12 protein-coding genes and 5 tRNA genes are annotated in these 12426 nt (G+C 51.9%); all 17 read right to left on the bottom strand.

Translation table 11 applies throughout. The features are described 5' to 3' along the window. The coding region (locus tag Psfp_RS17480; RefSeq protein ID WP_192895508.1) for a GTP-binding protein at positions 1 to 331 on the bottom strand (331 nt) is incomplete at its 3' end. Between the two features lie 187 nt (positions 332 to 518). Continuing rightward, positions 519 to 595, bottom strand: a tRNA-Met gene (locus Psfp_RS17475). A 61-nt stretch (positions 596 to 656) separates the two neighbouring features. Further along, positions 657 to 732, bottom strand: a tRNA-Thr gene (locus tag Psfp_RS17470). 339 nt (positions 733 to 1071) lie between these two features. Next, positions 1072 to 3150 (bottom strand): PAS domain S-box protein, encoded by a 2079-nt coding sequence (locus Psfp_RS17465; RefSeq protein WP_134219804.1) that lies wholly within the window; start codon positions 3148 to 3150, stop codon positions 1072 to 1074. 171 nt (positions 3151 to 3321) lie between these two features. Then, positions 3322 to 3663, bottom strand: a complete 342-nt coding sequence (locus Psfp_RS17460) for a NifB/NifX family molybdenum-iron cluster-binding protein (protein ID WP_134219803.1) — start codon at positions 3661 to 3663, stop codon at positions 3322 to 3324. Positions 3664 to 3696: 33 nt separating this feature from the next. After that, a complete protein-coding gene (locus Psfp_RS17455; RefSeq protein ID WP_134219802.1) occupies positions 3697 to 4098 on the bottom strand; it encodes a DUF134 domain-containing protein in 402 nt (133 codons plus the stop codon). Between the two features lie 453 nt (positions 4099 to 4551). Next, positions 4552 to 5538 (bottom strand): glycosyl hydrolase family 18 protein, encoded by a 987-nt coding sequence (locus tag Psfp_RS17450; protein ID WP_243120764.1) that lies wholly within the window; start codon positions 5536 to 5538, stop codon positions 4552 to 4554. Positions 5539 to 5623: 85 nt separating this feature from the next. Further along, positions 5624 to 5699 (bottom strand) — tRNA-Met (locus tag Psfp_RS17445). A 71-nt stretch (positions 5700 to 5770) separates the two neighbouring features. Further along, a tRNA-Tyr gene (locus tag Psfp_RS17440) sits at positions 5771 to 5855 on the bottom strand. A 29-nt stretch (positions 5856 to 5884) separates the two neighbouring features. Next, positions 5885 to 5960, bottom strand: a tRNA-Thr gene (locus Psfp_RS17435). Between the two features lie 157 nt (positions 5961 to 6117). Then, a complete protein-coding gene (gene sigH, locus Psfp_RS17430) occupies positions 6118 to 6762 on the bottom strand; it encodes an RNA polymerase sporulation sigma factor SigH (RefSeq protein WP_134219801.1) in 645 nt (214 codons plus the stop codon). 202 nt (positions 6763 to 6964) lie between these two features. Next, positions 6965 to 7480, bottom strand: coding sequence for an NYN domain-containing protein (locus tag Psfp_RS17425; RefSeq protein WP_134219800.1), 516 nt, complete (start codon positions 7478 to 7480; stop codon positions 6965 to 6967). After that, positions 7458 to 8216, bottom strand: coding sequence for a 23S rRNA (guanosine(2251)-2'-O)-methyltransferase RlmB (gene rlmB, locus Psfp_RS17420; protein ID WP_134219799.1), 759 nt, complete (start codon positions 8214 to 8216; stop codon positions 7458 to 7460). Before rlmB ends, Psfp_RS17425 begins: the two co-directional genes overlap by 23 nt. Before the next feature lie 517 nt (positions 8217 to 8733). Further along, positions 8734 to 9474, bottom strand: coding sequence for an FAD-dependent thymidylate synthase (thyX, locus tag Psfp_RS17415; RefSeq protein ID WP_134219798.1), 741 nt, complete (start codon positions 9472 to 9474; stop codon positions 8734 to 8736). Positions 9475 to 9624: 150 nt separating this feature from the next. Beyond that, the gene (locus Psfp_RS17410; protein WP_134219797.1) at positions 9625 to 10014 is read right to left on the bottom strand and encodes a ribonuclease III domain-containing protein; all 390 of its coding nucleotides are present in this window, start codon (positions 10012 to 10014) and stop codon (positions 9625 to 9627) included. A 6-nt stretch (positions 10015 to 10020) separates the two neighbouring features. Beyond that, complete coding sequence (gene cysS / locus Psfp_RS17405) at positions 10021 to 11490, bottom strand: cysteine--tRNA ligase (protein ID WP_134219796.1); 1470 nt, start codon at positions 11488 to 11490, stop codon at positions 10021 to 10023. After that, complete coding sequence (gene cysE, locus Psfp_RS17400; RefSeq protein ID WP_134219795.1) at positions 11477 to 12214, bottom strand: serine O-acetyltransferase; 738 nt, start codon at positions 12212 to 12214, stop codon at positions 11477 to 11479. Before cysE ends, cysS begins: the two co-directional genes overlap by 14 nt. Between the last annotated feature and the right edge of the window lie 212 nt (positions 12215 to 12426).

Here is a 12426-nt window from a genome sequence, read left to right as displayed (position 1 = left end):
CGTCAGCGGCGGATACGACCAGGATCGATCCGTCCATCTGGGCGGCGCCGGTGATCATGTTCTTGATGTAGTCGGCGTGGCCCGGGCAGTCAACGTGGGCATAGTGCCGTTTTTCTGTTTCGTATTCAACGTGGGCGGTGTTGATCGTGATGCCACGGGCGCGCTCTTCAGGAGCGTTGTCGATTTCATCGTACTTTTTGACTGACGCGCCGCCTACGGTAGACAGCACCATGGTAATGGCGGCGGTAAGTGTGGTCTTGCCGTGGTCTACGTGGCCGATGGTTCCGATATTAACGTGGGGTTTGGTGCGTTCGTACTTTTGCTTTGCCATTGGTCTTTTAAACCTCCTTACACATTCACAACCAGTAATTTACATGATTTTAAATTATTCCCACACCTGTTTAAACTTATACCATACTGTGGAAAACGATAATTAATTCTGCGTTATGGGCAAAAATCCTCCCCGCACAGAAAAATAAAGACAGGTGATTATTATCATCACCCGCCTGTTATCTGCATGGTAGCGGCGCAGGGACTTGAACCCCGGACACCACGGGTATGAACCGTGTGCTCTAACCAGCTGAGCTACGCCGCCATATTCGGTTGCCAGTCGTCGGAGGCCGGATGTCTGATTTCTGACGTCTGACCTCTGAATTTGGAGCCGCTAACCGGGATTGAACCGGTGACCTCATCCTTACCAAGGATGCGCTCTACCTACTGAGCTATAGCGGCATTATAAAAGGGGCCTTGAACACGGTAACTTACCGGCCCCGCAGAATATAGAGTAGCATATCATCGCGACATTTGTCAAGCAAGGTTTCTCTGGTTATTTTGCCTCGAGTTTGGCAGCAGTTTCACATCTGACGAGTCGCCCGTAGAAGAAGAAAACTTAACAATAATGCAGCTAACCCGCGACATTATCAAGGAGTTGGTAAGACACGGTATCTTTAGAGAATTAAAACTCAGCTATGTGGGTGAGGCCTTTTCACACTGCATATCTTAAGAGCATTGCGAATGAATTCGCACCTACATTTGAGCGGCATTGCAGCGGCCGAAATGTTTTCAGGGCAGTTACTGCCCCGCGTTGTCCGGACGAGGGAACCTGAAGAAAAAGGTGGAGCCTTCGGAGCCGGTCTCAATCTTTATTGTCGCCCCGTGGCGCGCGGCAATACTGTAACAAACCGCCAACCCCAGCCCGGTGCCCTGCTCCTTGGTAGTGAAAAACGGGTTGCCGATTTTCTCAATGATGTCAGGTCCTATTCCCGTGCCCTGATCCTGGACCGACAGGACCACCTCATTGCCCTCGGTAAAAGTCCTTATAGTCAGGCAGCCCCCGGGGGGCATTGCCTCCAGCCCGTTGCGCACCAGGTTTAAAATAACCTGGCGTATTTCTTTTTCATCGAAGGGCATATCCGGAATATCTCCAAGATCAACTTCGGCGTACTTGTCCTGGATCAGCGCGCTTGCAAGAATTAACGGGAAAACGGCTTCTATAATTGCGTTCAGGCTCTGGACCTTAAAGAGTACCGCCCTGTCCTTGGCCAGAGAGAGAAATTCCTGAATAATTGAATTGGCCCGGTCCAGTTCCTCAATCATCAAATCAAGGTACTCTTTATATTTGAGACACTCGGGTTTACCCCTCAAAACCTGTAAAAGACCGCGCACCGACGTCATCGGGTTTCTGATTTCGTGGCCGAAGCTGGCGGCCATTTCGCCGACAAGGTGGAGCCGGTCCAGGCGGACCATTTCCCTTTCCACCTGCCTTCGCCTGGTAATGTCCCTGACGATAGCCACCGCGCTTTCCTTTCCCCCGATGACGGCCCGTTTTAAGCTTACTTCAATTGACAAGGACGCCCCGTCACTATCCTTCAGCACACTCTCAAAAAGCAGCGGTTCCCCTTTGGCGGCCTCCGCCATCCACCTTGCCGCACTATCCCGGGCGTACTGCGGCAGGTTGATGAGCCGGCCGTCCAGATCCGGGCTGCTCTCCAGCGGCTTGCAGCCGAACAGTTGACAGGCTTTTTGGTTGACATCGGTAACGACGCCGGTGTGCAGATCATGCACCAGAATGGCGTCATCGGCCCCGTCGAATATTGCCCGGTAGTTGGCCTCCGAGATGCGGAGGGCATCTTCGGAGCGCTTGCGGTGAACGGCAATGGCGTAGAGATCCGCCAGGCGCTCGATCAGCGCCAGATCCTGCTCCCTGTAATCGCGGGGTGAATTGGCCAGAGTGACGAGTCCAACCAGCATTTCGTTAAAAATAGCCGGAGCGGCGATTACACGGTCGATGGGGATATGGCCGGGAGGCGTTCCTGCTGAACGCGGGTCTTGAGCAGGGGTGTTGGTAAGCAGTGATTTTTTGTTCCGGATGACCCACCCGCCCAAATCACCAAAGCGCTTGTAGACAATGTCCTTGTCTTTAACCTTACAGTTATCCCAGATATCCCTGGTCATGGTACAACAAATGAGATAACCCGTCTCAGGCTCGATATAGCCGACATAACCGTATTTGCTGCCGGTAAGGCGCTTGGCATGATCCAGCACCAGGATGGAAATATCCTCAATCGCGGCAGGCGATAGAAGCTTGCGTGAGAGTTCGGTGATAGCCAGGCTTATCTCCAACTGCCGCGAAAGGGCTTCCTCAACCTGCCTGCGCTTTACTATTTCCAACGAAAGCTGCCGGTTGAGCTTTTTATACCCGGCTGTACGATCGAGCGCCATTTGCTCAAGCCAGGCCCGGCCTTGTTGTAGTTCATTATCCAACAGCTTGAGCCTGGTAATGTCTCGTACAATTATTCCCAACATGTAGCCTTTGGCGGTCATGATGGAAAAAGCCGTCATCTGGATAATTTTGCGTATTCCGTCGGGCCACTGAATAGCTGCTTCGCCCATGGCCGGGGATAGCCCGGTCTCCAGCATATGCAAGATGTTTGTTTTGAGCCTTTCGTATAAGGCCGTTGTTTTAGCCTCACTTGACAATAATTGGAAATAAACATCCCAACAAGGGCGTCCCACTACCTCGCTGCGCTTTAGCCCCGTAATATGTTCCAAACTACTGTTCCATTCGAGAAATCCTCCCTGCTCGTCGGCAAAAGCAATTCCGTCAAATGACTGCTCCAAGATAAAGCTGTGCAAACTTTGGTTGCTCAAGGCGTCCTCCGATATTTTGGCAAAATATTTCCTTATCCAGGTAAATTCAGCAAAAAATCAGGAACTCCTTGTTTTTGTGTAAAATTTTATAAATAAAGGAAGCAGGGGGACGGTTCTTTTGCTTCCTTTTTTCGGAAGCAAAAGAACCGTCCCCCTGCTTCCCCCTGCCTCCTAGCGGGCGTGGTTTCCACCACTTCGACAAGCGGCCCCAGTTAGCAGTTCGCCGCTGAGGAAATCCTTGGCAACCTGTTCTACCTCACCGGAGGCTCTGGTGATAACCCGTATGCTGTTGTAAAAAAACATTTCCACCAACGGGCGGCTGATCACATTGGCGATAACGACCTCCACCCCTTCGTTCTGAAACATACCCACCAGGTCTCCCAGAGCGGTTTCGCTGGTGATAATTTTTTTGCCGGTGATCATACCGTCATCCGCTTCAATAATGACGAATTCACCATTTCTGCCAAAATAGTCATCTACCATCCCATTCAGGTAAGGCATCGCAATTTTCATCTTCTTTGACTCCCTTGTTAATTGACTTTTGCTTTACTCAGTTATCTGCCAGTCCTTTTGGGCGCAGGCCGGGCAAACAGTGCGCCTGCAGCAGACTGTTCCCACCCATTGATGACCGCAACGGCGGCACTCCAGTTTGTGTTGGGCCAATTTAAAGCTGCCTCCGGTTACTTTCAAGGCTGACCCATTAATCAGAGCAAATGCAATTTTTTTTCTGGCCGAGGCCAGGATGCGGTGAAAGGTAGGCCGCGAGACCAACATCTTTTCGGCGCATTCTTCATGCTCCAGCTCCAGTAGATCTCTAAGCCGGATAGCCTCAATTTCTTCCACAGAAATAACAACCTCATCAAGTTCTGTACTCGGTATTCCCGCAGGCTTAAAGCAGGTAACCATGGGAAACTGCTCCACTCTCCTGCATTTTGGAGGTCTAGGCATGCGATCACCTCTTTACTTAAAAGACTCTATATTATAATTCTCAATTTTCCCCCATCATACAGCGCTGAAAGGGTGCGGGTCAACAGAATACTTGCCGGGGCAGTTCCACATGAATAATTATATAAATAATATTGAACATATGTCAATAATAGAACAAAGCGCTGTAATCGCTTACAATAATTGAGAGAAATTTAAATTTTCTTTAATGGATTTTTAATAAATTGCTGGTAGGCTGTTTTAAAAGGCTGCTGGAGGGATTAGTTTGATTAATGCGCTTATTTTAATTATCCTTGTCGTAGCGTTAATCAGTATTTTGGGAACGATTATGTGAAATATTGCAATAAAAGCTCAACACCAAGCGCCCCAATCCTTTGGGAAGCTTGGTGTTAGTTTCAATGACGGTAATATAGCGGTCTGCTGTGGGGATAGCTCCTTCTTAGTAACAATCAGCTTTCAGCACATCCTCAGCAATTCCCAAATTCGCGGATCCTCCAGACCCAGCCTCCACACAGCTATACCCATTATCCCTTCTTGAAAAGCCAGGTTTAGTTTTACTGCAAAGCTCCTCACATCTTCAAACCAGACAATATGGTTTACTCCATTTGCCGTGTAGGTGTAGGTTGATTCCTGCGCCTCTTCATCATAGCGGATGGCAACTCCATGGCGGGAGGCGGTGGTTATAGCTTCTTCGAAGGACAGTTCCCTGGGAAGTTCTGTCCCGGGGGACCAATCACGCCCGTACACGGCCATTCCCAGACGAATCTTTTCCCGTGGTATCACGGACAAGGCATAGGTCAGCACTTGACGGACAAAGCCGTAAGAGGCGATGGGACCGGGAATTGCGACATGTTCATCGTAAGCCAGGAGATACAGCTGGTCGCTGTACCTGGCCAGGTCGGAGTAGCTGAACGCCCCCGAAAATGGGTGGGCCGGATCGTCTTTAAGTTCAGGAGGAACGGATATGGTAACCAAAAGCCCATACGGTTTTAATGCCGCATAAAGCTCTGCCATAAACATAGTCAAATACTGTCTGTCTTCCGGCGGCACAAATTCAAAGTCCACATTCACGCCAATAAACCTTTTACTAAGGAGCATATTTAAAATGTTTGTTATAAGAGTCTGGCGCAGGCTGGGGATGGTCAAAATCTTGTGAATGGCTCCGGCCAAATTATAGACTAAAGCCACCACAGGCAGGCCCAATTGCTGCAGCGTCGCCAGGGTATCGGGGTCGGACTGGTCACTCAGGGTCCCCTGCTCGGTTGCACCAAACCAGTAGGGGACAAAATAAGTAATATCTTTACCGTGAACCTGCAGATCCACCAGCGCCCAAGGATCCGTAACGTAATACCAATTGTTTTCAAAATAAAACTGCTGTCTTAACATAGCCGGCCTTTCCTTTGCCACAAGATGCTGCATTTTCAGCAAATCCTTTTTACCCATAATACACATTAGTGGCAAGAATTGACACAGGGCTATGTCCGGGAAATTAAAAAACCCCGCAATTGCTTGCGAGGATTGATTTCTTTGGTTGCGGGGAGGGGATTTGAACCCCTGACCTTCGGGTTATGAGCCCGACGAGCTACCAACTGCTCTACCCCGCGATATCGACAAAGCTTATTATATCATATCAGGAGCCCTTTGTCAAACGGCCAGGGCCCCAGCTTAAAAGCGATGGTGGAGGGGGCTGGATTCGAACCAGCGAAGTCGTCGACGGCAGATTTACAGTCTGCTCCCTTTAGCCACTCGGGAACCCCTCCATATTTAGATGTGGGTATCGCTTCTCAGTTGGAGCCGGCGATGGGACTCGAACCCGCAACCTGCTGATTACAAGTCAGCTGCTCTGCCAATTGAGCTACGCCGGCGCTGACACAGTAGCTATTATAAGCTATTATGGCGGTGCTGTCAACCTGAAATAAATTGGCTCCGTCTCCAAGTGGGTCCCGGACAGCAGCCATATCGGCTTAGCCAGCATAGAAAAACCTTTAACCGCCGGTTAAAGGCAACCTGTCAGTTAACTGGTTATGCTTCGCGCTTTTCAAGGTAGCGTTCGAGTTTCCGCTTCACGCGCTGCAACGCGTTGTCGATTGACTTGACGTGGCGCTTTAAGTCTTCGGCGATTTCCTGGTAGGACTTGCCTTCCAGGTAGGACATCAAGACTTTCCACTCCAGCGAACTTAAGATCTCGCCCATCTTCTCTTCGATATCGTCAAACTCTTCCCTGGAGATTATTAACTCCTCGGGATCCGTGATTTTCGAACCCGATAGTACATCTAGCAGGGTGCGGTCCGAATCCTCATCGTATATGGGCTTGTTAAGGGAGACGTAGGAGTTCAGCGGTATATGCTTTTGCCTGGTGGCAGTCTTGATGGCAGTGATAATCTGCCTGGTAATGCAGAGCTCGGCAAAAGCCCTGAATGAGGATAGCTTGTCCATCCGGAAGTCCCGGATTGCCTTATATAACCCGATCATACCTTCTTGGATGATGTCTTCGCGATCGGCCCCGATCAGAAAATATGATCGGGCTTTGGCGCGGACAAAATTTTTGTACTTATTAATCAGGTATTCCAGGGCTATTTCGTCACCCTCCCGGGCAAATTCCACAACTTCTTCGTCAACCAGCAGCTGAAATCCGTTGTAAACTTCCGTCTGGGCTTGAAAAATCACTATTCTCCCCCTCTTTTTCCCATCAACCAACGAGAAAAAAAATAAAAAACCCCACCCTCGCTAATTGACAATGCCCAGGCCTTCAGCCCGGAATGCACTTTTTCTTTTCACGGGGCTAGGCATATGTTGATTATAGTTTCGGTCAGGTTCCTAACTTATTATAACGAAGCGGTGGAAGCTCGTCAAGGTAAAATTGGACGGGCTAGCCCTTTCCCCGCCTCCATTGTTCAAATTTGGAGCGCACCTTTTCCAGCAAACGGTTTTCCAGGTAACCGTCCACCGGCTTGCTTTGCTGGTAGTGGACCTTGCTTTCCTCTTTGGTCCGCCGCACTTGCTCGCGCAGTTCACCTGGAGTCAGGCGAAACGCTCCCCTGCCAAAAATGATCACCTGTTCGGCCCAGTCCGAGGTGGCTACATATACCGTCCCCCCGTCCTCTGGAAAGGAGCCGGCCATGCGCTCGATCAGTGAGTCGGCTGTTTCCCCCTGCTGGGTGTAAATTACCTCCACCCCGTCTACAACTTCCGTTCTTTCAGCGCCGCCTTTAATTTGGTGGGCGTCAAAGACGACCACCACTTTCAACCCGGTTAGAGCCGCGTGGTCGGCAAGTATGGACACCAGCTTTGACCTGGCGTAATCCAACCCGGTTTCCCTGTTCTTATTAAATTCGGGCCAGGCATAAATAATATTATAACCGTCAACGATGAGATGACCCTTCATTTAAAGCGATTCTCCTCTGGCGCACTACTTCATAGGCCAGCAGGGCGGCTGCAACTGAAGCATTTAATGAGTTTACACGACCGGACATGGGCAGGCGCACCAGGAGGTCACACCGCTCTTTGACCAGACGGCCCAAGCCCTTGCCCTCACCGCCTATGACCAGGCCAAGCGGTCCCTCCAGGCGGGCATCCCAATAAAGTTCCTGTCCCTCCGGATCGGCGCCTACCATCCAGAGGCCTTGCTTTTTCAATGTTTCGATAGTCTGAGGCATATTGGCGACCCTGGCCACCGGCACATATTCAATGGCCCCGGCCGATGCCTTGGCTACAGTTGGCGTCAGTGGGGCGGAGCGGCGGCGCGGAATGACAACTCCGTGCGCGCCGGCGGCGTCAGCGGTACGGAGGATGGCGCCAAGGTTATGCGGGTCGTTGATCTCATCCAGCAGGATCAGAAACGGCGGTACACCGGGACCGGCTCCAGCCAGGATGTCTTCCACTTCCACATACTCTTTGGCGGCTGCCAGGGCTATCACACCCTGGTGGGCGCCATCGGGGGCGAATTTGCCCAGCCGCTGCCTGTCCACCTTCTGCACGGGGATGTGTTTCTCCCTGGCCGCGCCGTAGATTTCCATCAAGGGCCCGGACAAAGGCCCTTCGGCGATTAATATTTTATTGATGGGGCGGCCGGACCGCAGCGCTTCCCGGACCGGGTTGCGTCCTGCAATGACGTCTTCCAGGCGAAGTCTCTCCTTTTGAAAACTACTTAAAATTACAATATGGCTTGCCTTATGAAAAACACTTGTAGTACCCCAGAAAATGTAGGTGCGAATTCATTCGCACAAATGTTACATTAGTCACATAAGTTCGGCGCTGACGCGCCGTGTGCGATTAAAATCGCCTACATCGCACAGCCTCGACCAGCCCTGGTCCAGAGACTAGTTCTCGAAAAGCCTCTGGGGTAGTGGTCATGGGGTTATCCTCCGTTCTCTTCGCAATTCTCCACTTGTTCAATAAGAACGTCATACCGACCGCATCTGCAGACAGCCATCCGGCAGCTACGCGCTATTTAAGCTTTGCTGCAAGCAACGCACGCGCTAAGGAACGCACCCAGGTGCTACGTTCACTCCGGATAACCCCATGCCCGCAAGTCAAGCCTTTTCGAGAAGAATTTTTGTAATAAGTGTAATAAAGACAGTTCTCTGTCTACCAATCGGTAGTGGGCTTGCTTTCAGTAATTTGGATGTCTATGTAATACTAAACATTTTTAAATTGTTCCCTTACCTCGGTAATTTTACCACAGCTCATTTTGCCTTCCGGGCAGGGTCCGTTGACACAGCCTGGCCCGGCATCGCGGAAAATAACCGGCGCAGCTTTTTTGACCAGGCGCAGCATCTCAACGGCCAGGGCTCTTATTTCCCACTGGGCCCTGTTGCAGCAGCGCAGCGAAAAAAAGTGCAGCAGTTCGCGGGCATTCATGGTTACCAGCAGCTTCGTCTCGGCTGCGTTGGGCAAAACGAAGCGGGCGTCCTCATAGGTTGGCTCACCGTGGTTCCCGAGCTTTTCCACCCAGTAATCGTACCACTCCTGCACCTGTTTCATCTGTTTCTTAAACACTTCAACAGCCCCGGGACCGAGCGCTTCTATGCGCGGCGGCACGATATAGCCGAATACTCCGTCCTCATTTTGAGCGCTTACCTCAGAGACATAGCGCTGCGACTTGACGCTGAAACTGGCGATGCGGTGACGGGTAATCTGGGCCAGCAGGCTGCGTGAGACTCCCTCGATACCGAAGGTAAAGCTGGCGTGCTCTATGGGGGATAGGTGTCCGGAGTCGATCAGCCGCGCTAAAAAGGTACCCTGATCTCTTTCTTTAACCCCTCGCTTCAGCTCCTCGAGTCCCGCCGGTGAGTAACACAGCTTGGCCCCCATAGCGATAGCTTCTTCGGGGCCGGGGGTATGTTTTAAAAGGCTGACGCTTAGTTTTTTAACACCCATTCGTAACACCTGCATTTCTTTTTGGTCGGGCGTAGGCTAATACTGTATTCCTTATTGGTCAGGCGTAAGGCGTAGGCTTATACGGTATTCCTATGGGGTCGTGTGCGAATGAATTCGCACCTACATTTACTGGGTTAGCCACGGGTCATCTCACGTCCCACGTCCTATTTCCAGCGCCAGGGACAGGATTTCGTCCAGGCGGTCCTTGTCGCCTTTGAGGTAGAGATAGCCGATCAGGCATTCGAAAGCTGTGCTTTGCCGGTAATCGATCACACCGGCGCTGCGGGGGGTATGGGGAGACTTGGCGTTGCGGCCGCGGCGAATTACAGCTGTTTCTTCCTGTGTGAGGATCCCTTCCAGCTCTCTGAGCAGCCTGGCCTGGGCTTTCGCCTGCACAAATTTTACGGCCTCATCGTGCAGGCGGTTGACTCTTGAAATACCGCTGTTGACGAGGTGGGAACGTACGGCCAGTTCATAGACGGCGTCCCCGATGTAAGCCAGCGCCAGCGCCGGCAGTTCACCTGGTTGAATATTTTTCAACCCCCATCACTGCTTCTTCCAGCGAACGCCCTGAGGAGTATCCTCAAGGACCACGCCAAGTTCTTTCAAACCGTCCCTGATCCGGTCGGCGACTGCCCAGTCTTTCTTCTTGCGGGCTTCTTGCCGGATCTCAATAATCAGGTTGATTAACCCTTCCGCCAGGCTGGAACCATCACCTGCGTCACTATCTAAAAGGATTCTGCCGCTTTGCGGTTCAACCTTAAAAAGCCCCATGACCCCGTTGAAATTCTGAAACAGGTCATAAGCGCGCCGGAGAGCCTCCCGGTCCGGGCCGGAGACCTCGTTTCCCGCCTTCTGGACGGCGCTGTTGACCTCTCTGGCCAGGTCAAAGATGACTCCCATGGCCAGAGCAGTGTTGAAGTCATCGTCCATGGCGGAATCAAAGGCGGCTTTTAAGTTTTCAAGGGAGGCTGTTAAGTCTGCCGCCCAGCCGGAAACAGAGCGGGCGGTGGAAACTTCTCCCTTCCTCTCCAGGGCTTCGGTCAACAGCCGGATGCTGGTCTTGATCCTTTCCAGCCCTTTCCCGGCAGAAACCAGGTTTTCATCGGCAAAGTCGAGGGGGCTGCGGTAATGAGTGGAGAGGAGGAAAAAGCGGACTACTTCCGGCGAAAATTTGGACAGGATGTCCCTGACCAGGAAGAAGTTGCCCAGCGACTTGGACATTTTCTCGTCGTTTACGGTAATAAAGCCGTTATGCAGCCAGTAGCGGACAAAAGGTTCTCCGGTTGCCGCTTCAGCCTGAGCGATTTCATTTTCATGGTGGGGAAAGATCAGGTCACTGCCTCCGCCATGGATGTCAAAGTTGGTCCCGAGGTATTTTTGCGACATGACCGAGCACTCGATGTGCCAGCCCGGCCTGCCCGGTCCCCAGGGGCTGTCCCAGGACGGCTCGCCCGGCTTGGCGGCCTTCCAAAGGGCAAAATCCATGGGGTCTTGCTTGCGGGTATCCACATCCACCCGGGCGCCTGCCTGCATGTCGTCGAAGGTACGGCCGGAAAGCCTGCCGTAAGGCTCAAACTTGCGCACTGCAAAATAGACGTCCCCGTCCACTTCATAAGCAAAGCCGTTTTTGATCAGCGCTTCAACAGTCCCGATGATGTCGGGAATATGCTCCGATACCTTGGGGTGTTGATCAGCCCGGCGGACGTTAAGGGAGTCGGCGTCTTTAAAATATTCATTAATATACATATGGGAGAAAGCGAGAGGGTCCTCCCCCTGCTCCCTGGCGCGGTTGATAATCTTGTCGTCGACGTCGGTGAAGTTCTGGACGTAAACTACCTCGTAGCCTTTGTAGTCAAAATACCGCCGTACCGTGTCAAAAAAGACCAGCGGCCTGGCATTGCCGAGGTGCACATAGTTATAGGTCGTCGGGCCGCAGACATAGATGCCGACCCGGCCCGGGTCTCTCGGCTGGAAGGTCTCCTTCCGCCTGGTCAGGGTGTTATAAATCTCCATCTTTTAAGAAACACCTCTCTCGGCAGCCCGTCAGTTCCTCCCGGCGCAGGCCTGCCAGTTGAAGATTCTGGTCCTCCAGTTCTCTGACCCGCTTTTCCAACCTTTCTATACTTTTATGCATACATACAAGCACGTCTGTAACAGGGTCGGGAAGCTGATCGTGGCGCAGGTTTACCTCGCCGGGCGCCTGCCGGGGATCTACTTTATGGCCGTCCATAACAACGATCTTGCCGGGAACTCCGACCACAGTGCAGTCGGAGGGCACGGCCTTTAAAACCACAGAACCGGCGCCAATCCTGACGTTGTCACCAACCGTAAAGGATCCAAGGACCTTGGCGCCGGCGCTGATCATTACGTTGTTGCCGATTGTGGGATGCCTTTTGCCTTTTTCCTTGCCTGTCCCCCCCAGGGTAACCCCCTGGTAGACGGTAACATTGTCCCCGATTTCAGCAGTCTCACCGATAACGACGCCGGAGCCGTGGTCAATAAAAAAACCTTCTCCGATCCTGGCGCCGGGGTGAATTTCGATACCGGTTATAAAACGGGCGAACTGGGAAATGAGCCGGGCGATAACAAACCAGCCCCGGCGAAAAAAACCGTGCGCGAGCCTGTGCATAAGAACAGCGTGAAGACCGGGATAGCACAGGACCACTTCCAATACGGATTTGGCGGCGGGATCCCGCTCCATCACAGCCCGGATATCCTTGCGCAGCCGGTCGAACATGCCAATACCCCCTTGCAGGTCGTAAGTCATAGGGCGTAAGGCGTAGATATATACTGCATTCCTTTGTGGTCTTGAAAGACATAAGCTTCACATTATATTATGTAAAATACCCACTATGTAGCCTACACCTTACAACTGACCATTAAGAATTGCAAAATAATAGCTTTACGCCCTATGCCTGACCCATAAGAACTGCAGTATAAGCCTACGCC

Origin of the sequence: Pelotomaculum sp. FP (assembly GCF_004369245.1) — a bacterium.
In the GTDB taxonomy this organism is placed as follows: Bacteria; Bacillota; Desulfotomaculia; order Desulfotomaculales; family Pelotomaculaceae; genus Pelotomaculum_C; species Pelotomaculum_C schinkii.
Note: the sequence above shows the minus strand (reverse complement) of the source record. Positions and strands in the feature narration are given on the sequence as shown.